Origin of the sequence: Arthrobacter humicola (assembly GCF_022803015.1) — a bacterium.
GTDB lineage: Bacteria > Actinomycetota > Actinomycetes > Actinomycetales > Micrococcaceae > Arthrobacter > Arthrobacter humicola_A.
This window is the reverse complement of the sequence record NZ_JAFKON010000005.1, coordinates 17,691-41,191: the sequence shown is the minus strand read 5'-3', so window position 1 is coordinate 41,191 and position 23,501 is coordinate 17,691. Positions and strand designations below refer to the sequence as shown.

The 23,501-nt window shown below is 67.6% G+C and carries 16 protein-coding genes; 11 read left to right on the top strand and 5 right to left on the bottom strand.

Annotated elements, in window-relative coordinates; translation table 11 throughout:
• Positions 1–10: 10 nt before the first annotated feature.
• On the bottom strand, positions 11–1,408 hold the full coding sequence (locus ARTB_RS11445) for an MFS transporter (RefSeq protein WP_243180533.1): 1,398 nt from the start codon (positions 1,406–1,408) through the stop codon (positions 11–13).
• 139 nt (positions 1,409–1,547) lie between these two features.
• Here ARTB_RS11445 and ARTB_RS11440 point away from each other — a divergent pair, with 139 nt between their 5' ends.
• Positions 1,548–2,402, top strand: coding sequence for a LysR substrate-binding domain-containing protein (locus tag ARTB_RS11440; RefSeq protein ID WP_243180531.1), 855 nt, complete (start codon positions 1,548–1,550; stop codon positions 2,400–2,402).
• Positions 2,403–2,643: 241 nt separating this feature from the next.
• Positions 2,644–3,039 (top strand): hypothetical protein, encoded by a 396-nt coding sequence (locus ARTB_RS11435; RefSeq protein ID WP_243180521.1) that lies wholly within the window; start codon positions 2,644–2,646, stop codon positions 3,037–3,039.
• Positions 3,040–3,171: 132 nt separating this feature from the next.
• Here the strand turns inward: ARTB_RS11435 and ARTB_RS11430 are convergent, their stop codons facing one another.
• Positions 3,172–6,726: a bifunctional proline dehydrogenase/L-glutamate gamma-semialdehyde dehydrogenase gene (locus tag ARTB_RS11430; RefSeq protein ID WP_243180519.1), complete on the bottom strand. Its 3,555-nt coding sequence runs from the start codon at positions 6,724–6,726 to the stop codon at positions 3,172–3,174.
• A gap of 320 nt (positions 6,727–7,046) precedes the next feature.
• A complete protein-coding gene (locus tag ARTB_RS11425) occupies positions 7,047–8,510 on the bottom strand; it encodes an amino acid permease (protein WP_028275368.1) in 1,464 nt (487 codons plus the stop codon).
• A 142-nt stretch (positions 8,511–8,652) separates the two neighbouring features.
• On the opposite strand from ARTB_RS11425, the gene ARTB_RS11420 reads away from it, so the two are divergent.
• The 5 genes from ARTB_RS11420 (at position 8,653) to ARTB_RS11400 (ending at position 13,607) form a co-directional block, all read left to right on the top strand.
• Positions 8,653–9,603 (top strand): LysR family transcriptional regulator, encoded by a 951-nt coding sequence (locus tag ARTB_RS11420; RefSeq protein WP_243180510.1) that lies wholly within the window; start codon positions 8,653–8,655, stop codon positions 9,601–9,603.
• A 97-nt stretch (positions 9,604–9,700) separates the two neighbouring features.
• Positions 9,701–10,129, top strand: coding sequence for an aspartate 1-decarboxylase (panD, locus tag ARTB_RS11415; RefSeq protein ID WP_243180501.1), 429 nt, complete (start codon positions 9,701–9,703; stop codon positions 10,127–10,129).
• Positions 10,130–10,235: 106 nt separating this feature from the next.
• Entirely contained in the window at positions 10,236–11,162 is a 927-nt protein-coding gene (locus ARTB_RS11410; RefSeq protein ID WP_018774009.1) for an AEC family transporter, read from the top strand.
• A gap of 67 nt (positions 11,163–11,229) precedes the next feature.
• The gene (locus ARTB_RS11405; RefSeq protein ID WP_243180500.1) at positions 11,230–12,360 is read left to right on the top strand and encodes an FAD-dependent oxidoreductase; all 1,131 of its coding nucleotides are present in this window, start codon (positions 11,230–11,232) and stop codon (positions 12,358–12,360) included.
• Positions 12,361–12,452: 92 nt separating this feature from the next.
• Positions 12,453–13,607 carry a GmrSD restriction endonuclease domain-containing protein gene (locus tag ARTB_RS11400; RefSeq protein ID WP_243180498.1) on the top strand — a complete coding sequence of 385 codons (1,155 nt, stop codon included), beginning with the start codon at positions 12,453–12,455 and terminating at the stop codon, positions 13,605–13,607.
• Between the two features lie 30 nt (positions 13,608–13,637).
• On the opposite strand, the gene ARTB_RS11395 is transcribed toward ARTB_RS11400, so the two are convergent.
• Positions 13,638–16,277, bottom strand: a complete 2,640-nt coding sequence (locus ARTB_RS11395; RefSeq protein ID WP_243180496.1) for a trehalase-like domain-containing protein — start codon at positions 16,275–16,277, stop codon at positions 13,638–13,640.
• 202 nt (positions 16,278–16,479) lie between these two features.
• Positions 16,480–17,811 (bottom strand): hypothetical protein, encoded by a 1,332-nt coding sequence (locus ARTB_RS11390; protein ID WP_243180495.1) that lies wholly within the window; start codon positions 17,809–17,811, stop codon positions 16,480–16,482.
• 239 nt (positions 17,812–18,050) lie between these two features.
• Between ARTB_RS11390 and ARTB_RS11385 the strand changes: the two genes are divergently transcribed.
• The 4 genes from ARTB_RS11385 (at position 18,051) to ARTB_RS11370 (ending at position 23,495) form a co-directional block, all read left to right on the top strand.
• Positions 18,051–19,367 carry an ABC transporter substrate-binding protein gene (locus ARTB_RS11385; protein ID WP_243180493.1) on the top strand — a complete coding sequence of 439 codons (1,317 nt, stop codon included), beginning with the start codon at positions 18,051–18,053 and terminating at the stop codon, positions 19,365–19,367.
• An 89-nt stretch (positions 19,368–19,456) separates the two neighbouring features.
• Entirely contained in the window at positions 19,457–20,407 is a 951-nt protein-coding gene (locus tag ARTB_RS11380) for a carbohydrate ABC transporter permease (protein WP_028278192.1), read from the top strand.
• Positions 20,404–21,372, top strand: coding sequence for a carbohydrate ABC transporter permease (locus ARTB_RS11375; protein WP_243180492.1), 969 nt, complete (start codon positions 20,404–20,406; stop codon positions 21,370–21,372). The genes ARTB_RS11380 and ARTB_RS11375 overlap by 4 nt, the downstream gene beginning before the upstream one ends.
• A 2-nt stretch (positions 21,373–21,374) precedes the next feature.
• On the top strand, positions 21,375–23,495 hold the full coding sequence (locus ARTB_RS11370; RefSeq protein WP_243180469.1) for a beta-galactosidase: 2,121 nt from the start codon (positions 21,375–21,377) through the stop codon (positions 23,493–23,495).
• Positions 23,496–23,501: the final 6 nt, after the last annotated feature.

The following is a 23,501-nucleotide window of genomic DNA, read 5'->3' as shown; positions in this document are numbered from 1 at the left end:
CCGCGACGAATTAGGACAGCCGCTGCGTGGATCCACGTAGCGGCTGTCCTTTTTCGGTGCGAAAATCGGTCCGGACGATCCGCAGCAGCCGGCGCCGGTCCTTCAGGTCCACTTTGAGCATGAGCTGCCCGCGCCGGGCGAGGACGACGGCGACGGTCGCGGCAGCCAGCACCGGGACGCCGCCGGAGACGAGGACGGCGGTGTGCGGGTCCGCGTGCTCGGCCAGCCAGCCCATCATCGGGCCGCCGATCGCCTGGCCGCCGATCAGCACCATGATGTACAGGCTCATGACCCGCCCGCGGATGGCCAGGTTCGCGCTGACCTGGACCAGCTGGTTCGCGGCGGTCAGGAACATGAGGCACCAGAATCCGGCCAGCACCATGGCGACGCCGAACCAGGCCATGGACGGCGCCAGGGAAGCCAGGCACAGCATGAGCCCGTACATCCCGGCGCCCAGCACCACGGAGCGCAACCGCAGGGCGCGCCGCCGGGCCGAGGTGATCGCGCCGGCCAGGGCGCCGAGGGCCACGAGCGTGTTGAGCAGCCCATAGCCGCCGGCACCGGCGTCGTACACGTGGTCCGCGAACGCGGCCAGCAGCACCGGCAGACTCATCGCGAACACCGCGATGAACCCGGCCATCAGCCAGGGCCAGTAGATGGTGGGCTTGCTGAGCGCATAGTCCAGCCCTTCCCGCAGCATGCCCGGGCGCTTGGCGGCCGGGGTGCTGACATGCAGCTGGTCCTTGCGCAGGCTCAGGAGCATGGCCACCGTGAAGCAGCACGCCACCGCATTGGCGGCAAAGGCCCAGCCGGCCCCCACGGCGGTCAGCAGGATCCCGGCGATCGCAGGACCGATCAGCCCGCCCAGCTGGAAAATCGTGGAGTTCACGCTGATCGCGTTTCGCAGATAGCCGGGGCCCACGAGCTCGTTGACGAACACCTGGCGGGCCGGCTGGTCCAGCACGGTCACGAGGCCCAGAACCAGCGCGATCGCGTAGACGTGCCCCACCTCAATCCGGTGGCTGAGCGCCAGGACGGCAAGGACCGCGGCCAACGCGGCGGCCACCGACTGGCACAGCATGAGGATCTTCCGCTTCGCGAAGCGGTCCGCCATCATGCCGGCCCACGGGCCGAGGAACAGGGACGGCAGGAACTGCAGGGCCACGGTGATGCCGACGGCGGTGACGGAACCGGAGAGCTGGAGCACCAGCCAGTCCTGGGCGATCCGCTGCATCCAGAGCGCGATGACGGCGACGAAGTGCCCGATCGCGAAGACGCGGAAGTTGCGGACCTTGAGCGAAATGAAAGTGTGGCGCCAAGGCAGAGGCTCGTTGACGACGGCGAGTGGTTGGGTGATGGTGTCCGGCAGGGAAGCTGAGTTCGCCTCTAGCGGCGGAGGGGGTGCCACGGAAAAGTCCTCAAAAGAGCGGGTGAGTGGGATGGACTTAACGCTAGGCTGGCCCCAAGAGATTATGGAAGCCTATTCCACGCATAACTCGCATTACAAAACGCAATGCAGGGTATGCGGCACCGATCCGGAGACCGCCATGTTCGAACCCGCCCAGCTCCGCTCGTTCCTGGCCGTGGCCGAAACCTTGAGTTTCACCAAGGCCGCCGAGCGCCTCGGCCTGGCCCAACCCACCGTCAGCCAGCACGTCCGCAAGCTGGAGACCGCCGCCAAGCGGGTGCTGATTGCCCGGGATACCCGGGATGTACGCCTGACCGACAACGGCGATGCCATGGCCGGGTTCGCCCGCAGCATCCTCGCCGCGCACGACTCCGCCGCCCGCTATTTCTCCGGCTCCGCCATGCGCGGCCGCCTGCGCTTCGGCACGGCCGATGATCTCGCCATCACCGGGCTGCCACGCATCCTCCGGGAGTTCCGGCAGATCTATCCCCAGATCAACCTCGAGCTGACGGTGGGGCAGAGCGACCAGCTCTACAAGCGCCTGAATGCCGGGCAGCTGGATCTGGTCTTTGTGAAATGGGTGGCCGGCGCCAAGGACGGGACCGTGGTCCAGCAGGACGCCTTCGCCTGGGTCGGTCTGGAGCAGACCGTGCTGGAACCGGCTGATCCTGTCCCGCTGATCGCCTACCCCTCCCCCAGCCTGAGCCGGAAGCTTGCGATCGACGCCCTGGAGGCCACCGGGCGCACCTGGCGGATCACCTGCACCACACGCCAAATCAGCGGCGTACTGGCCGCCGTCCGGGCCGGCATCGGTGTGGCGGTGATGCCTTCCTCCCTGGTGCCGGAGGACCTGAAAATCATCACCCGCCGCTTCGATCTGCCGCAGGTGGGCGACGTCGATTTCACGCTCATCCGCAATCCGCTGGCCAATACCGAGGTGATCGATGCCCTCACGCAGGCGATCGTGGGCCGGACCCTGAAGCGACCGTCCTGACGCGCGGGCGGTCCCGCAGCCAGCGCTGATCCTGCCACGGTACCTACGGGGCGGACTACCCGGACCCGGGCAGTACTTACTTGACCATTGAACGGTGCACGTACTTCATCTATCCTGACACTACTTAAGATTCACCGTTCGAGGTCAAGCAGTGGCCCACGACAACGATTCGAATAACGAACGCTGTCCGTCGCTGACGCCCTGTGGCTGGCGTCGGAGCGTTCGGGATAGGCCGCCATTGATGCCAGCCATTAATCACCCCCGATTGCCCGCCCCCGCCGCCCACGCGACAAAATCCTCCCGTCAGGTAACCGCGCCGGCCCACCCCGCAGCGGCCATGCACCACTCGACCGCCGGAATGCAGCACTCGGCCGCGGTCCAGCACGCGGCCACCCCGGGCCAACGGGGAATCCGCCCGACTACCCTCGCAGAGTCCGATTATGTGGCCAGCCCGTACTGCGAACGCTGCGGCACGGACGAGTTCATTTACCTTGAGACCTTCGTCCCGGCCACGCACCGCAGGGACGGCTCGGTCAGCAAGCTCGGCGAGGTCACCTACTTCTGCTCGGGCTGCGACGATTTCTCCGCCCACGCGGTCCCCGCTTCCTGGGTCCCGCCGGGCTGGTACTTCGGCTAGCCCCGACTCCGCTTAGCGCCTTCGCCGTTAAACGCCGCCGCCGTGCCGCACCATATGGTGCCTGCACGGCGGCGGCGTTTTTTGGGTTTCAGGGTTCCAGCACGCCCGAGCCGGGGTTTTAGCAGCCCCGGGCTAGATCAGGGCGTCCGAGATGTGGTTGGGCGTGCCAAAGCGGTGCGCCGTGATGCTGATGGCCTGCTCGTGCAGGAACGGCAGCAGTTCCACGCGTCCGGCCTCCGTGACGGGGTGGACATACACCGCCAGGTCCGGGCGTCCGCCCGTGGCCTCGGCCAGCGCCTTGGCGTCCCCGCCAATCAGCCGGATCCGGGCGCCGGAAAGCTTGCCCGCCGCCGCGAGGGTGCCGGCGGAAGCGAGCCATTCGGCGTCGTTCTCAACAGTCGCGGCGATGCCAATCCCGGACAGGACGGCGCGCAGCTGGGCGGGCAGTTCGACGGCGGTGGAGACCGTCAGGGCCGACCCGGCCAGGACGCCGGCGGCGACGGTCCGGACGAGGCCGGCAAGCGGCTCGCCTTCCGCGAGGCGGACAGTGACGGGCAGAGCACGGTAGCGGAAGACGTTGCGTTCCGCACTCAGGCCGGAGACGTCCCTCGCGGTGCCGAACTCTTCGGCCCAGGCGCGGGCGTCGGAGGCGAGCGCGCGCTGCAGCGGCGCGAGTTCGTCGGCGGTCAGGAAGCCCTTTGCGGCATCCTCGATCCGGCGGACGCCGGCGTGGGCGGGAGCAGCGCCCGGGGTGCCGGCGGCGGTGCTGGGCTTGCTGACCCATTCGCCGAGGCCGACGAGGTAGTTCGGGCCGCCGGCCTTGGTGCCGGCGCCGACGGCGGATTTCTTCCAGCCGCCGAAGGGCTGGCGCTGGACAATCGCGCCGGTGATGCCGCGGTTGACGTAGAGGTTGCCGGCCTGGATGGTGTCCAGCCAGATCCCCAGCTCCTCGCTGTTCAGCGAGTGCAGGCCCGCGGTGAGGCCGTATTCGATCTGGTTCTGGATCGCGATAGCCTCCTCGAGGGTCTCTGCAGTCATAACGCCCAGGACCGGGCCGAAGAACTCGGTGAGGTGGAAGTAGGATCCGCGGCGGACACCGGAGCGCACGCCGGGGCTCCAGAGCTTGCCCGAATCATCGAGCTTCCGCGGCTCGACGGCCCAGGTCTCGCCCTCGCCGAGGGTGGTGAGGGCGTTCAGGAGCTTGCCGTTGGCGGGCTCGATGATCGGGCCCATCTGGCTCGCCGGGTCCTGGGGGTAGCCGACTTTGAGCGAGGTGACGGCGTCGATCAGCTGGTTGTGGAAGCGCTTCGACTTCGCCACGGAACCGACGAGGATCACCAGCGAGGCGGCGGAGCACTTCTGGCCGGCGTGGCCGAACGCGGAGTACGCGACGTCCTTGGCCGCGAGGTCCAGGTCCGCGCTCGGGGTGACGATGATGGCGTTCTTGCCGCTCGTCTCGGCCAGCAGGGGCAGGTCCTTGCGGAACGAGCGGAACAGCTCGGCGGTCTCGTAGCCGCCGGTCAGGATGACGCGGTCCACGGCCGGGTGGGAAATGAGCTGCTGGCCGAGTTCCCGCTCGCCCAACTGGACCATGGTGAGCACGTCGCGCGGAACGCCGGCCTCCCAGAGGGCCTCGATCATGACGGCGCCGCTGCGGCGGGCCTGCTTGGCGGGCTTGACCACGACGGCGGAGCCGGCGGCGAGGGCCGCAAGGGTGGAGCCGGCCGGGATGGCGACCGGGAAGTTCCACGGCGGCGTCACGACGGTGAGCCTGGCCGGGACGAAGGTGGCGCCGTCGACGTCGTCGAGCTTGCGGGCGGACTCTGCGTAGTAGTGCGCGAAGTCGACCGCCTCGCTGATCTCCGGATCGCCCTGGTCGATCGTCTTGCCGGTCTCGGAGGCCATAACCTCAAGAAGGTCCGCGCGGCGGGCCTCGAGGACGTCGCCGGCGCGGTGCAGGATTTCGGCGCGCTCGGCGCCGGAGAGTGCACCCCAGGCCTTGCCCTTCTCGACGGCGGTATCGATCACGGCATTCAGGGTCGCGGCATCGTTGATCGTGGCGGCCTCGACGGAGGCGTTGCCCAGTGTCGACGTCGTCACGCGGCCCAGGATGGCGCGGCCCCAGTCGCGGTTCGCGGGCAGCGACGGATCCGTGTCGGCAGTGTTCTCGAACGAATCGTGCGGCAGCGGCGTGGCCGGAAGGGCACGGTTCTGCAGCCGGTTCGGGCCCGGGACCTCGTCGTCGAGCTTGGCGAGCGAGGCGAGGAAGCGCTGCTTCTCGCGCTCAAACAACGTTTCGTTTTCACTGAGTTCGAACACGGCGGACATGAAGTTGTCCTGGCTGGCGCCCTCTTCGAGGCGGCGGATCAGGTAGGCGATCGCGACGTCGAACTCGGCAGGGTGGACCACGGGCGTGTAGAGCAGGAGGGAGCCGACATCTTGTCTGACGGCTTCGGCCTGGCCCTGTGCCATGCCGAGCAGCATCTCGAATTCGATACTCTGCTGTGCGCTATCCGCGATGCCGCGCTGCTTGGCCAGGAGCCAGGCGAAGGCGATGTCGAAGAGGTTGTGGCCGGCGACGCCGATCCGGATGTTGCGGATTCGGTCCGGGTGCAGCGAGTAGTTGATGACCCGCTTGTAGTTGGTGTCCGAGTCCTGCTTGGTGCCCCAGGTGGCGAGCGGCCAGTCATGCAGGGAAGCCTCGACCTGCTCCATCGGCAGGTTGGCGCCCTTGACGACGCGGACCTTGATGGCGGCGCCGCCTTCGGCGCGGCGGGCGGCGGCCCAGTCCTGCAGGCGGATCATGGCGGACAGGGCATCCGGGAGGTAGGCCTGGAGCACGATGCCGGCCTCCAGGTTCTTGAACTCGGGCTTGTCCAGGATCCGGGTGAAGACCGCGATGGTCATGTCCAGGTCCTTGTATTCCTCCATGTCCAGGTTGATGAACTTGGCCTTCTGGCCAGTGGACGCATAGGAGGCGGCACGGGCGAAGAGCGGGGTGAGCTTCTCCACGACATGCTCCACGGCCTCGTCGAAGGCCCAGGCGGAGTGCGGGGCCACCGTGGAGGAGACTTTGATCGAGACGTAGTCGACGTCGGGCCGGGACAGCAGGGTGTGCGTGCCCTCGAGCCGGCGGGTGGCCTCGTGTTCGCCGAGCACGGCCTCGCCGAGGAGGTTGACGTTGAGCTTGATGCCGTCTTTGCGGATCTTGGCGATGGCCGGGCCGAGCTTGGCGTCGGTGGCGTCGACAATGAGGTGGCCGACCATTTCACGCAGCACCCGGCGGGCGACCGGGATGACCACCTGGGGCAGGACCGGGGCCATGGTGCCGCCGAGGCGGACCGCGCTGCGCATGTACCAGGGCAGGAAGGCCGGGACCTTGGGGGCCAGCGCGGCGAGGTTGCGGGCGGCGACCTGCAGGTCTTCGGGACGGACGACGCCGTCGACGAACCCGACCGTGAAGTCCAGGCCGTTGGGGTCCTTCAGGACCCCGGCGAGCTGCTCGGCCGAGGCGTCGACGGGCACCTTTGCGGCCTCGGTGAGCCAGTGGCGCACCAGCGCGATGGTGTCCTCGGCGAGGGCTGCGGCCTCAAGGACCGTGGAGCCTTCCGAAACGGCGGCGTGCGAGTCGTCGTTGCCTGCGGCGTTTCCGGTGGTGGCGCCGGGCTCCGTGGAGATGTTGGTCATGGCTGAAACACGTTCTTTCTCAAAATGTGGACCTCTTACGAAACAGTATGCGACCGGATTTTCATAAGATAAAGCGAAGTTTTCTGAGCAATACCGGTTAGAAAAACCGATGCTTCCGGTCCCCGTCCGAACGTTCGGCAACCGCCCCGACCCTCCCGCACTTCTGGCACTTATTCAAGCGACGCTCCCGCACTTCCCGCACCGAACCGGCGAACCCTCTCCCAAGAGGTGAGAGAGGGTTCGCCGATATTGCACCGGACCTGAGTGAGCGTCCGAATATTTTTTGCGGGAAGTGAGGGAGCGTTGGGTGGGTGGGGCGGCTAGGTCAGGGGGCGGTGCATCTCCACGATCTCCTCGTGCCGCGGGCTGTCCGGGTTCATCAGCGAGTGCCTGCGGCCGTACGTGAAGTAGATGATCAGGCCGACGATGAGCCAGACGACGAACCGCAGCCAGGTCTCCCAGTGCAGCTGGAACATCAGGAAGAGCGAGGCAAACACGCCGAACGCCGGAACCAGGGGCATCAGCGGCAGGCGGAACGTCCGCGGGGCGTCCGGCTTCTTGTAGCGGAACACGATCACCGACACACAGACGACGACGAACGCGGCCAGGATGCCGATGTTGGTCAGGTCCGCGACGGCCTTGATCGGGAGGACGCCGGCCAGGATTGCGGCCCCGACGCCGGCGATCCAGGTCACGCGCTGGGGCGTGCCGTGCCGGTCCGTCTTTGAGAACCAGCCGGGCAGCAGGCCGTCGCGGCTCATCGAGAACCAGACGCGGGTGACGCCGAGGAGGAAGGTCAGCATCACGGTAAGGATGGACAGGACGGCGAACACGGAGATGATCGTCGCGATCACCGGAAGGCCAACGCTGTTGAAGGCGGAGGCGAAGCCGGCCTTGGGGTCGATCTCCGTGAAGTTCTGCATGCCGGTGAGCACCAGGGTGGCGGCGACATAGAGCAGCATGGCGATGACCAGCGAGAGGATGATCGCCTTGGGCATGTGCTTCTTGCCGTCGGTGGCTTCCTCCGCCGCGGTACTCATGGCGTCGTAGCCGAACACCGCGAAGAACACCGTAGCGGAGCCGGCCACCACGGGCCCGAAACCGCTGGGGAAGAACGGGTTGTAGTTGTTGGTGTTCACGTAGAAAATGCCCAAGCCGATGATGAACAGGATCAGCAGCACCTTGATGCCGACGGCGATCAGTTCGAAGCGGCCGAAGGTCTTGGTGCCGCGGGAGAGGATCCAGGTCACGAGCAGGCAGACGAGGATCGCGGGAAGGTTGATGATGCCGCCGGTGCCTTCATCCGGCGTCGCGGTCATCCAGGCGGGCATATGGATGCCGATACCGGAGAGGAACGCGTCGAAGTAGCCCGAGATGCCGATGGCCACCACGGCGACGATGGCGATGTACTCCAGCAGCAGGTCCCACCCGATGAACCAGCCGATGATCTCGCCGAGGGCGACGTAGCCGTAGGTGTAGGCCGAGCCTGCCCGCGGGATCATTCCTGCGAACTCCGCGTAGGACAGCGCCGCGGCGGCGGATGCCAGGCCGGCGATCAGGAAGGAGACGAGCACGGCCGGCCCGACTCCGGGCTCGGACTCGCTGCCGTGGGCCACAAGGCCCGCCAGGGAGAAGATGCCGACGCCGATAATGCCGCCGACGCCGATGGCCGTCAACTGCCAGAGCCCCAGGCTCCTGTGCAGACCGCTGTGTTTGTTTTCTTCCTCGATGTCGTCGATGGGCTTGCGCCGCATGATCGACTGTGACAAATCCCGTGTAGCCATGAGGGCCTCCTGCTTAGGTGCGGTGCCCATCACTCCACCCTGTGATGGGGCATATCGAGTGAGAACAGTATGCAAGCCCGGTTGCATTAGATAAAGTGAATTCTCTTAATGAATAACCGTCAGGATTCACAAAGGAATAGCGATGCTCGACGTCCGGCGTTTGCGACTGTTGCGCGAACTGAAGATCCGGGGCACTTTGGCCGAAGTGGCCGAAGCGCTTCAGTACAGCCCGTCGTCAGTTTCGCAGCAACTGGCCCTCCTTGAGAAGGAGGCCGGGGTGGAGCTCCTCCGCAAGACCGGGCGCCGGGTGCAGCTGACCCCGCAGGCCGAAGTCCTGGTGGCCCACACCTCCCAGCTACTGGAGACCCTCGAGCAGGCGGAGGCGGACCTGGCCGCGTCGCTGACCACGGTCACCGGCACCGTGCGGATTGCGGTGTTCCAGTCTGCCGCGCTGGCGCTCATGCCGGACACCCTGACCAGAATGACCGCCAGCTACCCGGAAGTCAGGGTCGAAATGACCCAGCGGGAACCGGAGACGGCCCTTCACGAGACGTGGGCACGCGACTTCGACCTCGTGATCGCCGAGCAGTACCCGGGCCACGCCGCCCCGCACTACGCCGAACTGGACCGCGTGGCCCTGACCCGCGACGCCATCCGACTCGCCGTTCCGCCGCCCTCGCCCGACCGCGACCCCATTAGGACGCTGGCCGATACCGCGGGGCTGGCCTGGGTGATGGAACCCCGCGGAGCGGCCTCCCGGCACTGGGCCGAGCAGGCCTGCCGGAGCGCCGGGTTTGAGCCCGACGTCCGCTTTGAGACCGCCGACCTGCAGGCCCAGATCCGGCTGATCGAATCCGGAAATGCAGTGGCCCTGATGCCCGACCTCGTGTGGACCGGCCGCGGCACCAGCGCGCAACTCCTGGACCTGCCCGGGGATCCGCACCGTACGGTGTTCACCTCGGTGCGGCGCTCGAGCGCCGGGCGGCCCGCGCTGCTGGCGGCCCGGGAAATCCTGGTGGTGACGGCGGCATCCATCGTGCCGGCGGCGGCCGCGGGCGTCCTCGGTCCGGCCCCCGTGGACCGGCCCGCGTGACTTCCGGCATGTGTGGTGTGGAACGGCGCGTAACGGCTCCCGGCATGTGCAGTGGGCCACAGCGCGGGCGGTGGCCCCGCGTTAGACTGATGTCGTTATGAATCGCACAATATTCAAATCCAAGATCCACCGCGCGACGGTCACGCACGCGGACCTTCACTATGTCGGATCCGTCACCGTGGACCTGGATCTGCTGGAGGCGGCCGACATCCTGCCCGGGGAGCTCGTGGCGATTGTCGACGTCACGAACGGCGCCCGGCTCGAGACCTACACGATTGCCGGCGAACGCGGTTCCGGCGTGATCGGCATCAACGGCGCCGCCGCCCACCTGATGCACGAGAACGACATCGTCATCCTCATCACCTACGCCCAGATGACCACGGAAGAGGCCAAGGCGTACAACCCCAAGGTGGTCCACGTTGACCTGGACAACAAGATTGTCCAGATCGGCAACGACCCCGCGGAGGGCATGACGCCCGGGCTCATGCGTCCGCCGCACTCGCTGAACAACGCCACGCTCAACTAGCGGCAGCGCGCCGTCGGGCGTAATAGGACAGCCCGCGGAATAAAGCTGATTACTCTGGACTGGTGACCCTCAGCCTCCGCCGACCCGCCCCGCTGCGGAGAGCCGCGTGCTAGGGGTACTGGCGGGATTCTTCGTCGTCTGGGCCATCATCCTGGTCGGCATGTTCGTGGGCCGGCGCAATATCCTGGGCGAGAACGCCCGCCCCGTCCTGAGCGCCCTGACGTTTTTTGTGGCCAGTCCCGCCCTGCTGTTCGAGACCCTCAGCAAGGCGAAACTCCACGACGTCTTTGCCGCACCGCTGCTCGTGACGGCAGTCGGGGCGGTTACCACAGCGGTCCTGTTCTTTGGCATCGTGCGCTTCGCGCTCAAGCGGTCCCTGCCGGAAGCCCTCATCTCCTCCATGAGCTCGTCGCTGGCCAACTCGGCCAACCTCGGCATTCCCATCGCCGTCTTCGTGCTCGGCGATGCCAGCTATGTGGCACCCCTGCTCATCTTCCAGCTGGCTTTCTTCACCCCCTTGTTCCTCATGGCGCTGGACGCCACCACCAGCTCGCACCGCACCACGCCCCTTAGTTTCGTGCTCATGATCCTGCGCAACCCGATGATCGTGGGCACCGGACTCGGGCTCCTGGTGGCCGCCACCGGCTGGACGGTGCCGCCGCTGATCCTGGAGCCCATCCATTTGATCGGCGGGGCCGCCATCCCGGCCATGCTGATCGCCTTCGGCATGAGCCTGAACGGTTCCAAGCCGCTGCAGGCGGCCGCCGGACGCCGGCTGGACGCCCTGCTGGCGAGCTTCTTCAAGCTCGTTGTCCACCCGCTGGTGGCCTACCTGTTTGCCCATTTTGTCCTCGGCATGCAGGAACAGGCGCTCTTTGCCGCCGTCGTCACGGCCGCCCTGCCCACCGCCCAGAACGTGTTTGTTGCGGCCAGCCGTTACCGCACCGGCGTAACGGTAGCCCGGGACACCGTGCTGATCACTACGGTGGTAGCTGTGCCCGCCATGATCGGCGTGGCCCTGCTGCTGGCCTGACCTCGCCGGGCAGCCGGGCCCGGCTGAACGGGATCGGCGGACCGGCACCAAACCCGGAGGAGGACCCTTGAAAACAACCCAGGACACTGTGGTCATCGGCGGCGGCGCGATGGGCTCGGCCGCCGCGTGGGCGCTGGCCCGGCGCGGCCGGGAGGTGACCCTGCTCGAGCAGTTCGGTCCCGGCCACCGCAACGGCGCCTCCCACGGCACAACCCGGAACTTCAACCCCGGCTACGCGGATCCGGACTACGTCGCCATGCTGGCAGAGGCGGCCAGGCTGTGGAGCGAGCTCGAAACGGACGCCGGCGAGCGCCTGCTGGCGCGCACCGGCGTCGTAAACCACGGCCCCGATCCGCGGTTGCCCGAGGTCCGGAACGCGCTGCTTGCGGCCGGGCTCCGGGCGGAGTTCCTCTCCGCCGGGGAAGCCGCCGAGCGTTGGCGGGGCATCCGTTTCGATACGCGCGTGCTGCACATGGCGGATGGCGGCCAGTTGAACCCCGACGCCGCACTGCCGGCGCTGCAGCGGCTCGCCGCCGGACTCGGCGCCGAGATCCGCCATCATGTGAAGGTCCTCGAGTTGAAAGTCCTCGACGACGGCGTCCGGCTCACTCTCGAGGCCGGCGGCCGCACCGAGGTCCTCGACGCCAGGCAGGCAGTGGTCACCGCCGGCGGCTGGACCACGAAACTGCTCGCCGGGGTGGCGCCCCTGCCCCGGCTGACGGTCACCCAGGAACAGCCCGCACACTTCGCCATCACCGATGAGGGCGCCCAGTGGCCGGGGTTCAACCACATGCCCGGCCGCGGCGACGCGTACGCGTACTGGCGTTCGCCGGTGTACGGCATGCAAACACCGGGCGAGGGGATCAAGGCCGGATGGCACGGGGTGGGCCCGGTGGTGGACCCGGACCGGCGGAGCTTCGCGCCGGAGCCCGAGCAGCGGGCGGCCCTGCAGCGCTACGCCCGGGACTGGCTGCCCGGGGTGGACGCCGACTCCCTCACCGACATCAGCTGCACCTACACGACCACCGTGGATGAAGACTTTGTCCTGGACCGGATCGGGCCGGTTGTCATCGGCGCCGGCTTCTCCGGGCACGGCTTCAAGTTCACACCGGTCGTGGGCAGGATCCTGGCCGACCTCGCGACGGGCGAGCGCCGAGCGCCGGCCATCTTCTCGGCCTCCCGCCCCGGGGTCCGCTGACTCCGTCGGAGCAACGCTGTGTGGGCCGGTAGGCTGGGGCCGGTCTTAAGCGCCCGCGGATACCTGGCGCGCCAGCATGAGGTGGGGGAAAATTGCTCAGCATGCGGTCAGGCAGCATCCAGTCCAGCGACATCCAGTCCAGCAGCGCCCAAGCAATGGGTGCCCGTAGCCCGAGGATCGGTGCGGTCGACTGGATCGTGCGCGGGGCGGCGGGCCTGCTGCTGGTGGCCACGACAGCGTGCGCCGGCCCGGGTACTGTTCCCCCGGCCGCCGGAACCGGCGTCCGCCCCGTCACGGCTGCCCCCGCCACTGCGTCAGCCGGCACGGACAGCGCTCCGCTGGATCCGGACGCCACCCCCGGCGTCGAAGTTCCCGGCGCCGAAGTTTCAGGCATCGAAGTTGCCGGCGCCGATGGTGCGGCCGCCGCGCCCCGGCAGCCGGCCCTGGCGGGCAAAGCCCTCGCGGTACTGGCCACGCTGCCCGTCAAGGGCCGCGCCCCCAAGACGGGCTATTCCCGCGACCAGTTCGGCCCGGCCTGGTCCGACGTCGACCACAACGGCTGCGATACCCGCAACGACGTGCTCCGCCGCGACCTCACCTCCGTCGCGCTCCGGCCCGGGACGCGGGACTGCGTGGTGCTCTCCGGCGTCCTGGCCGACCCCTACACGGCCGCCGCCATCCACTTCCTGCGCGGCAATGCCACCAGCACCGCCGTCCAGATCGACCACGTCGTGGCCCTCAGCGATGCCTGGCAGAAGGGCGCGCAGCAGCTGAGCCCGGCACGGCGGCTGGCCTTCGCCAACGATCCCCTGAACCTGCTGGCGGTGGACGGCCCGGCCAACCAAAGCAAGAGCGACGGCGACGCCGCCACCTGGCTGCCGCCGAACAAGTCCTACCGCTGCAACTACGTCGCCCGGCAGATTTCGGCGAAATCCAGCTATGGGCTCTGGGTGACCCAGGCCGAGCACGACGCCATGGCCCGGGTCCTGTCGAACTGCCCCGACGCCCTGGCCCCCGCCACCCAGCCGGCCGCCGCTCCAGCCCAAGCCGCGCCGGCACCCGCGCGCGCTCCTGCGCCTGCACCCGCTCCTGCGCCAGCACCGGCCCCCGTGCCAGCACCGGCGGCGGCGGTGGCGTACGCGAACTGCGCCGCGGTCCGTGCGGCCGGCGCGGCGCCCATCCGCGTCGGCCAGCCCGGGTACAGCCGCAGGCTGGACCGGGACGGGGACGGCGTCGGCTGCGAGTAACGGCGGCCGGCCTGTCCGCGGGCCGGGTGGTCAGTTCTTCTGGTGCTCATGCAGGAGCCGGGCGCAGCGGATGAAGCCCAGGTGCGAATACGCCTGGGGATGGTTGCCCAGGTGGGTTTCCGTGCCGGGGTCGTATTCCTCGGGCAGCAGCCCCGTGGGACCGAACAGGTTCACCAGCTGGTCAAAGAGGTCCCAGGCCTCCTCGATCCGGCCGACGGCGATATAGGCCTCGATCAGCCAGGTGGTGCAGATGTGGAACCCGCCCTCCAGGCCCGGCAGGCCGTCGTCGTACCTGTAGCGGAAAACCGTGGGCCCCACCCGCAGTTCCCGCTCCACCGCCGTGACGGTGGCCAGGAACCGGGGGTCGTTGACGTCCAGCAGGCCGGACAGACCGATGTGCAGCACGGCTGCGTCCAGGTCCGGACTGTCGTACGCCACGGTGTAGGAGGACGCCGACTCGTCCCAGCCCTCGCGCAGGACTTCCTCCCGGATCTTCGCCGCCGTGGGCTCCCAGGCCGGCAGCGGTTCCCGGCCATGCCGGACGGCCGTGCGCAGCGCCCGGTCGAGCGCCACCCAGCACATCACCTTCGTGTAGACATGGTGCCGCGGCGCCCGCCTGGCCTCCCAGATTCCATGGTCGGCCTCCTGCCAGCGGGCCAGCACGGCTGCGGCCATCTGGACCAGCAGGTCCCAGTGCCCGTCGGAGAGCATGCCCTGGCGGGCGCTGAGGGCGTGGATCAGCTCGGCGATCGGGCCGAACACGTCCAGCTGCACCTGGTGGTCGGCGGCGTTCCCGATCCGCACCGGGCGGGATCCCGCGTAGCCGGGCAGGCTCTCGATGATGGCCTCGGTGGACAGCGGCGCCCCGGTCACGGAGTAGAGCGGATGGAGCCACTCCGGACCCGGGGCGTGGGCCAGGATCCGGCCCAGCCAGGCCAGGAAGCCCTCGGCCTCGGCCGTGGAGCCCAGGTCCACGAGCGCGTTGACGGTCATGGACCCGTCCCGCAGCCAGCAGTACCGGTAGTCCCAGTTGCGGGTGCCGCCGATTCCCTCCGGCAGTGAGGTGGTGGGTGCGGCCAGCACAGCGCCGGTGGGTTCATGGACCAGCGCCCGGAGCACCAGCGCGGACCGGCGGACCAGCGACGGCTTCACGCCGGGCAGCTGCAGTTCGTGGACCCAGCGCCGGGAGTGATGGGCGACGGCGGCGCGGCGCCGGGCCTCATCATCAGTCTCGTCCCCGGGCACCGCGGGCTGCGGTTCCGTGTCGCCGCAGCGCAGGTTGAGGACCACCGGCCCGTCCCGCAAGTCGACCTCGCCGGTGGCGGTGCCGTGCCGGCCGTCCGAGGTGATGGAAAAGGCCACTCCGGGCGCCCGAAGTATGATGGGGTCCGCGGTTCCCACGACGTGCAGTTCCGTTCCGCGCGCCTCCATGCTGAACGGCGCATTCGCGTAGTCCGGCCGCGGAGCGAAGACGATTCTCGCCGTGCCGGTGCCGGACAGCACCCGGACCAGGCTGGTGATGCCGTCCGGGGCCGGCTCCAGGTAGTCCGTCACGGTGACGTCGGCCCAGCGGGTTTCAACGATCATGGTGCTGTCCACGTAGCGCTGGCCCAGGACCTGCGAGGACTTCGCCGGTTCCACGGAGAAGTGCCCCGCCGCATCGCCGCCGAGCAGATGGGCAAACAGCGACCCGCTGTCCGGCAGCGGGTGGCTCATCCAGCAGATCTTCGCGTCCGGGGTGATCAGGGCGGTGGACGAGCCGTTGCCGATCATGGAGTGCCGCTCAAGCCCCACGGCGTCCTCGCCGAACAGCCACGCCCGCCGCAGTTCGAACAGGATCGCCAGGACGCGGGCGAACGACTCCGGGTCCCGGAGCGTGTGGGCCGCCACGCTGGGCCCCTCCCCCACGCGCAGCGCCATGTCCGGCCCGCGCAGCGTCGCCATGGCCAGCTCATCGCTGAAGGCGTCGCCGGCGTAAAGGGCGGCGCTCACGCCGAGCATGGAGCGCAGGTGCTCCAACGCGGAGGCCTTGGACGGTTCCACCACGGAGAGATCCAGCACCGAGCCGTCCACAATGAAGTGCAACCCGTGCTCCCGGGCGATCTCCTCCGCCTTCGTGGTGGCCAGTGCGACGACGTCGGGGGCGGCCGGGCGGGTGTGCACCGACACGGCGACCGGCTTGCGCTCAATGCTGATGCCCCGGTAGGCGCCCACGGTTTCGGCGAGTGCCTGGCTGGCCTGCTGCAGCACTGATTCGGTGGCGAGGGACAGCCCGTGGGCGTAGCCCATGTCGAACTCCGCGCCGTGCGAGCCGACCAGGTGCACCTCCGCCGGGAGCCGTGAGACGGCGGCCAGATCCCGCAGTGACCGCCCGGAGATGACGGCCGCGTGGGTGTTCGGGAGGGCTGCCAGCGCCCTCAGCGCGATCGCCGCGCTGCCCAGCGGCAGGGTCTCGGTGGAAATGCCTTCTGCCGCGCACAGCGTGCCGCCGTAGTTGCAGGCCACGAGCAGCCCGGGAGTGCGGGCCAGGATCTTGAGCTCAGCCAGCAGTTGCGGCGTGAGCCCGTCGTCCGCCGCGTTGGTCTGCACGAAAGCGCGGAGCAGGCCCAGCGGGAGGGATTTGGTGAGAAGCGCAGAGTCGGCCAGGGCCTGGTTGAGCGGTGTGGGCATCGGCGCGGTCCTTCGAGTAGTCCCCAATGCCTGCATGCGAAGCGTCCCCGGGAGGACGCACTTCAAGTATCATCCCGGGACGATTTCGCATGGGTGTCCCTGCAGTTGCAACTATGTAACATCCGCCGGGCCGCCCGGACACCTTGGGACCAGCGATGGCACCAGGTGCTGGTTCCTTGCTGCGCCGCCATGCCGTTGCGTTTCAGCAGCCGGCTGGCCTGTATTCGTAGGTCCCGGCATCGGCCGCGCCGCCGCCCTGGCAGTCGCCCTTCTGGTTGGCCGGCCGCCCGTCCAGATCCAAGGGGAAGGGGCTGACCCCGGCCCGGTCAATGGCCGGGCTCGCGCCGGAGAGGTGGAGATCGGCGGGTGCGTTGACAAAGTCGGCCGGTTCAGTAGTGGAGGTGGCATCGGGAATGATGTTCGTGGGGCCGTTGAGGACGTTTTCCCGCTCGGTCCAGCCGGCGCCGTCCATCCACAGCGCATTGCGGGCGGCCACCAGGATGTTTCCCCTGACGACGGTGGAGGCCGGGCACGACGCGTGGCAGACCAGAGCCTGGGAGTCCGCGCCGTCCAGCCACACGGTGTTGTATTCGAACGTGGTGCCGTTGGTCGGGCCGAAGGAGGACGTCCTGCCGCGCGCGATCAGCCCCATGGCCTGGGAGCAGTTGGGGCCGCAGGTGGACCGGACCAGGTTGTAGCTGTACGTGTTGCCGTCGGCAGTTCCGCCCTTCCCGCGCCCCAGTTCGGAGAAGACGTTGTTATCCACGGCCACGTTGTGGTGGATCCTGTTCCGGTTGCCGTTGAATATTTCGAACGCGCTGCCGTCGTGGCCAAAATCGTAGGACACCGCGGTGGAGCCGGTGACGGTGTTGCCGGCGAACTCGTTGTCGCTGCCGTTGATCAGGAAGCCAAAGGCGCCCGAGTCGTCATCGCACTTCAGGGACGTGGCGGTGCCGCACAGCTCCCCCGGCGTATTGACGTTCATGATGTTGTTGTCGGCAAGCGTGTTGTTGGTGTAGGTGCCGAAGTCGGAGCCCTCGCTCACTTTGATGCCCGCAGCATTGTTCCTGGCGGCGGAGTTCCGCACGGAGCCGTGGTCGCCGTTGATGCTGAAGCCCGCATAGCCGCACGACTCCGCCCGCAGGCCGTCAACGGCGATGTAGTCGCCGTCGAGCCTGACGCACGTACCTGCCAGTCCGCCCGTAACGGCGGGCGGATCGCCGCTTCCGTAGGCATTCAGCGTGACCTTGAGCCGGCTGGTGCCGCTCTGGCCGACCACGAGGCCGCCGGAGAAGATGTCTCCGCGGCGAAAGCTGACCGAGTCCCCGGGCCGCAGCGCAGTGGCATTGACCTTGTCGAGCGTCGCCCAGGCCGATTGCGGCGACGTCCCGTCGTTGGCGTCACTGCCGTCGGCGCTCACGTAATACGTGGCGCCCTCGGACGACGCCGGCGCGGACGCGGACGGGCCGCCGAGCAATCCTCCCAGGAACAGCAGGACGAGCAGCGTGGCGGCGGCTGTGGACTTGATCTTCATGGGTGCACCTGGGTTTTCGCCATGTATCCGCGGTTCCGGGCGCCACCGCCAGCCGGCGGACCACATCGGCACCCTGAGGGGCTTAACGCTAAGAGCGGCCCCGCCCTAAGTCAACGGACAAGTCCGGCCACGCGCATCAAAATGTTCTTTTTTGCTACTTGACGTTCCTTATTGTGCGATTATGATAGCTAATGATGTGAGCTGCTTCACTCCACCCGCGTTATTTCAAAGGAGAAATTATGACCATGCATGAAGACGCACTGCTACGGGCCTCCAGCCGAGGCGGGTGGGACCGGAGGACGCTGCTGAAGACCTTCGGCGCCGGAGCAGTCGCGATGGCCGGCATCCCCCTGCTCTCGGCCTGCACGGGCGGCAGCGCACCTGCCAGCGGCGGCGCCAAGACGGCCACGTTCGGTTCCGGGTCCTCCGACGAGGTCCCCAAGGCTGCCTACAAGGCCGTGACCGACGCTTTCCAGAAGAAGTCCGGCATCGCGGTCACCACCAACGTGGTGGCGCACAACGACTTCCAGAACAAGATCAACACCTACCTCCAGGGCAGCCCCGACGATTCGTTCACCTGGTTCGCCGGGTACCGCATGCAGTACTACGCCGGCAAGGGGCTGCTCGCCCCGATCGATGACGTCTGGGAAAAGGTCGGCGGGAACTACTCCGATGCCCTGAAAAAGGCCTCGACCGGAGCCGACGGCAAGATGTACCTGATCCCGAACTACAACTACCCCTGGGGCTTCTTCTACCGCAAGAGCCTCTGGACGGAAAAGGGGTACACCGTCCCCACGACGTTCGATGAGCTGAAGGCCCTCGCCACCAAGATGAAGGCCGACGGCCTGATTCCGATTGAATTCGCGGACAAGGACGGCTGGCCCGCCATGGGCACATTCGACTACCTGAACATGCGCCTGAACGGCTACCAGTTCCACATGGACCTCACCGCGCACCGGGAAAGCTGGGACCAGAAGAAGGTCAGCGACGTCTTCGACACCTGGAAGGCCCTGCTCCCGTTCCAGAACCCGAACGCCCTGGGCATGACGTGGCAGGACTCGGCGAAGTCCCTCGCGGACAAGAAATCCGGCATGTACCTGCTCGGCTCCTTCCTCACCCAGCAGTACACGGACAAGGCAATCGCCGACGACATCGACTTCTTCCCGTTCCCCGAGGTCGCGGTGGAAGGCCAGGACGCCATCGAGGCACCCATCGACGGCCTGCTGCTCTCCAAGAAGGGCGGCCAGAACCAGGCCGCCCGGGACTTCCTGGCCTACGTCGGCACCCCGGAAGGACAGGATGTGTACGCCTCGGTCGACTCGTCCAACATCGCCACCGCCAAGGGCGCCGATACCTCCAAGTTCACTCCGCTGAACAAGAAGCTGGCCGAAGCCATCAGCGGCGCCAAGAACATCAGCCAGTTCTTCGACCGCGATGCCCTTCCCGCCATGGCCAACAACGTGATGATCCCGGCGCTTCAGTCGTTCATCAAGGACGGCAACGTCGATGTGAAGAACCTGGAAGCCCAGGCCAAGTCCCTGTACGCCGCCCAGTAGCGGCGTGCTGACCGCGCGGGTGACCGCGCGGTCAGCACGGCTCTTTTCCTCTGCATTTCACTCTGCATTTCACAAGGCAAGGAATCTCCATGAGTGTCTCTACCAACCCGTCGGCGCGGGGGCGCAAAGCAGCCGCAGCCCCCGCGCGGCGGGTTCGGCGGCTGTCCGGCCGCGACAAAGTGGTGCTCGGCTTGATGGTGGGCATCCCCACGCTGATCCAGCTCGTACTGGTCTGGATCCCCACCCTCATGTCGGTCGGACTGTCCTTCACCCGCTGGAACGGGCTGGAGCTGACCGACATCAAGCCCGCCGGCGTCGAGAACTACCAGTTCATCGCCCAGGATTACCCGCCGTTTTGGCCGGCCATGCAGCACAACGTGCTGTGGCTGGCGTTCCTGGCACTCGTCGCCACCCCGCTGGGGCTGCTCCTGGCCGTGCTCCTGGACCAGAACATCCGCGGCACGCGGATCTACCAGAGCATCTTCTTCGCCCCGGTAATGCTCTCCCTTGCCCTGATCGGGATCATCTGGCAGCTGTTCTACAACCGGGACAGCGGCCTCCTGAACTTCCTGCTTGGCACCGCCGGCACGCCCCAGGCCGTCGACTGGTTCGGGGATTCCAGCGTCAACATCTGGGCAGCCCTCTTCGCCGCCACCTGGCGGCACGCCGGCTACGTCATGATCCTGTACCTGGCCGGGCTCAAGGGCGTGGATCCGACCCTGCGCGAGGCGGCCCAGATCGACGGCGCCAACGCGGTCCAGACCTTCTTCCAGGTGGTCTTCCCGGCCATGCGCCCGGTGAACGTCATCATCATCGTCATCACCGTCATCGAATCCCTCCGGGCGTTCGACATCGTCTACGTGATCAACCGCGGCACCAACGGGCTGGAACTGATCAGCGCCCTGGTCATCCAGAACCTGGTGGGCGAAGGGCAGGTGATCGGCATCGGCTCGGCGCTGGCCGTCATCCTGCTCGTCATCTCGCTGATCCCCATCACGTTTTATCTCTCCCGCGCATTCGGAAAGGACAAAGAGGCATGAGCATCGCCCATCCAACCGATGCCGCCGCGGCCGGCAGCCCGGCAGACGCCCGGCAGCGCAGCTCCGGCCCAGGAAGGACCGGCCCCCGCCCCGGCCGCCCGGCCAACAACAAGCAGGGCAAGAAGCACTACGGCACCCACGTCTTCCTCATCGTCATGGCGGCGATCTGGCTCGTACCCCTGGCCTGGGCCATTTTCACTGCCCTGCGGCCCAAAGCTGACACCGACAAATACGGCTACTTCAGCACCGGCGGCGCCTTCAACTTCGACAACTTCGCCCAGGCCTGGACACAGGGCGGCTTTTCCCAGCTGTTCTGGAACTCCGTGCTCATCACGGTCCCCTCGGTGTTCCTGATCCTCTTCTTCGCCTCCATGATGGCGTTCGCCGTGAGCCGGGTGAGCTGGAAGTTCAACATCACCTTGCTGATCATGTTCACCGCCGGAAACCTGTTGCCGCCGCAGGTGCTCGCGGCGCCGCTCTTTGAAATGTTCAAGCACTTCGAGCTTCCCTACGCCGTCAGCGATTCAGGGAACCTGCTCAACACCTACATCAGCGTGATCGCCGTGGACACCGCCTTCCAGATCGGCTTCGTGACGTTCGTCCTCTCGAACTACATGAAGGCCCTGTCCCCCGAGCTGACCGAGGCGGCCCTGGTTGACGGTGCCGGCGTCTGGCGCCAGTACTGGGACATCATCCTGCCGCTGTGCCGCCCGGCCCTGGCCGCCATGGGCACGCTCGAGGTGATCTTCATTTACAACGACTTCTTCTGGCCCCTGCTCTTCATCCAAAGCGGAGACCGGCTTCCGGTCACCACCGCGATCAACAACCTCCAGGGCCAGTTCCTCTCCAACTACAACCTGATCGCCGCCGGCGCCATGATCACGGCTGTTCCGGCCCTGATCATCTACCTGCTCCTGCAGCGCCACTTCGTGGCGGGCCTGACCCTCGGCTCCAGCAAAGGATAAACGTGGACAACAGCTCCAACCAGAACAACGCCATGGACTACATCACCGCCCGCCTCGGCTCCGAAGGCTCCCCGATGCTGGCATTCGGCGGAGACTACAACCCGGAGCAGTGGCCCGAGGAGACCTGGGACGAGGACGTCCGGCTGATGCGCGAGGCCGGCGTCAACCTGGTCAGCGTGGGCATCTTCAGCTGGTCCCTGCTTGAGCCGTCCGAGGGCGTCTACGAGTTCGGCTGGCTGGACCGGGTCCTGGACCTGCTGCACGCCAACGGCATCCGGGTGGACCTGGCGAACGCCACGGCGTCGCCGCCGCCCTGGTTCAGCCACAAGTACCCCGAGTCCCTGCCCGTGACGGCCGACGGCGTGCGGCACAGCTACGGTTCCCGGCAGGCCTTCGCGGCCTCGAGTGCCGAATACCGCCGGGCCGCCGCGGCCCTGACCGAGCAGATCGCCACCCGGTACAAGGACCACCCCGCCGTCGTGATGTGGCATGTCCACAACGAGTACGGCTGCCACAACCAGCCTGATTTCTCGGACGGTGCCGCCGCAGGTTTCCGGCGCTGGCTCGAACGCCGGTACGGCAGCCTGGAGGCCCTCAATGCCGCGTGGGGCACCGCCTTCTGGTCCCAGCGCTACTCGGCCTGGGAGCAGATCCTGCCGCCGCGCACCTCCGGGACCTGGGTGAACCCGACCCAGCAGCTGGACTTCGCCCGCTACTCCTCCGATGAGCTGCTCGAATGCTACAAGGCCGAGGCCGCGATCATCCGCACGCACTCGGGACATCCCGTGACCACCAACTTCATGGGTTTCAACATGGGCCTGCACCAGCCCGTGGACTACTGGCGCTGGTCCGAAGAGATGGATGTGGTCTCCAACGACCACTACCTGATTGCCGAGGATCCGCGGAACTTCCAGGAACTGGCGGCAACCGCGGACCTCACCCGCGGCTGGGCCAAGGGCAAGCCGTGGCTGCTCATGGAGCATTCGACCTCGGCCGTGAACTGGCAGCCGCGCAACATCGCCAAAGCGCCCGGCGAGATGCTGCGCAATTCCCTGCAGCATGTAGCCCGCGGCGCCGACGGCGCGCTCTTCTTCCAGTGGCGGGCCTCGCGGGCCGGCGCCGAAAAGTTCCATTCCGGGCTGCTGCCGCACGCCGGCACGGACACCAAGGTTTGGCGCGAAGTGGTGCAGCTGGGCCAGGCGCTGCGCAGCCTGGCCGAAGTCAGCGGCTCGGTAGTTACGGGCGCGTCCGGCCGGGTGGACGTCGCGATCCTCCACGACACTGACGCCCGCTGGGCCTCGGAACTGGACTCGCACCCGAGCGTGGACGCCTCCAACATCGCCGAAACCAGGCGCTGGCACGATGCCTTCTACCGCTCCGGCATCCCCACCGACTTCCGCCAAAGTACCGATGACCTGTCCGGCTACCGGCTCGTCGTCGCGCCGATGCAATACCTCGTGAGCGACGCCGGGGCCACGAAACTTGACGCGTACGTGCGCTCCGGCGGCCACCTCGTGGTGACCTATTTCTCCGGTATCGTGGACGAAAATGACCACATCAGGCTTGGCAGCTATCCCGGCGCGTTCAGCGGACTGCTGGGCGTGAAGATGGAAGAGTTTTTCCCGCTGCGCGGCGGCGAAAGTATCCGGCTCAGCAGCTTCGGGGCGGGTACCTGCTGGAACGAATTGGGGCATGCCACCACCGCCGAGGTCCTCGCGGCCGTGGAAGAGGGACCGGCCGCCGGTTCTCCCGCCGTGACCCGTAACCGTGCCGGAAGCGGCCGCTCCTACTATGTCGCCACGTCACTCGCGCCGGAAGGCCTGGGCGAACTGCTCGCCGTCGTCTGCGCCGATGCCAGGGTGCAGCCGCTCGTCCCGGACCTGCCGGCCGACGTCGAAGTGGTCCGGCGCAGCAAGGACGGGACGGACTGGACGTTCTGCATCAACCACGGCGCCCACGACGTCCGGCTGCCGCTGGAAGGCGTGGACCTGCTCACCGGCGCCGAACTCGACGGCGGACTCGGCCTCGCGGCCGGCAGTGTCGCCGTCGTCCGTTCGGCTGCCGCCCGATTGGTCGGCACCTCCGCCAGCCACTCAAACCACTCAAGCCACTCAAACCTGTAAGGACTC

Excerpts from the sequence above, each read along its gene's own strand:
- ARTB_RS11375 (WP_243180492.1), top strand. The coding sequence starts at position 20,404 with ATGAGCATCGCCCATCCAACCGATGCCGCCGCGGCCGGCAGCCCGGCA.
- ARTB_RS11440 (WP_243180531.1), top strand. The coding sequence starts at position 1,548 with ATGTTCGAACCCGCCCAGCTCCGCTCGTTCCTGGCCGTGGCCGAAACC.
- ARTB_RS11425 (WP_028275368.1), bottom strand. The coding sequence starts at position 8,510 with ATGGCTACACGGGATTTGTCACAGTCGATCATGCGGCGCAAGCCCATC.
- ARTB_RS11380 (WP_028278192.1), top strand. The coding sequence starts at position 19,457 with ATGAGTGTCTCTACCAACCCGTCGGCGCGGGGGCGCAAAGCAGCCGCA.
- panD (WP_243180501.1), top strand. The coding sequence starts at position 9,701 with ATGAATCGCACAATATTCAAATCCAAGATCCACCGCGCGACGGTCACG.
- ARTB_RS11435 (WP_243180521.1), top strand. The coding sequence starts at position 2,644 with ATGCCAGCCATTAATCACCCCCGATTGCCCGCCCCCGCCGCCCACGCG.
- ARTB_RS11420 (WP_243180510.1), top strand. The coding sequence starts at position 8,653 with ATGCTCGACGTCCGGCGTTTGCGACTGTTGCGCGAACTGAAGATCCGG.
- ARTB_RS11385 (WP_243180493.1), top strand. The coding sequence starts at position 18,051 with ATGACCATGCATGAAGACGCACTGCTACGGGCCTCCAGCCGAGGCGGG.
- ARTB_RS11430 (WP_243180519.1), bottom strand. The coding sequence starts at position 6,726 with ATGACCAACATCTCCACGGAGCCCGGCGCCACCACCGGAAACGCCGCA.
- ARTB_RS11395 (WP_243180496.1), bottom strand. The coding sequence starts at position 16,277 with ATGCCCACACCGCTCAACCAGGCCCTGGCCGACTCTGCGCTTCTCACC.
- ARTB_RS11390 (WP_243180495.1), bottom strand. The coding sequence starts at position 17,811 with ATGAAGATCAAGTCCACAGCCGCCGCCACGCTGCTCGTCCTGCTGTTC.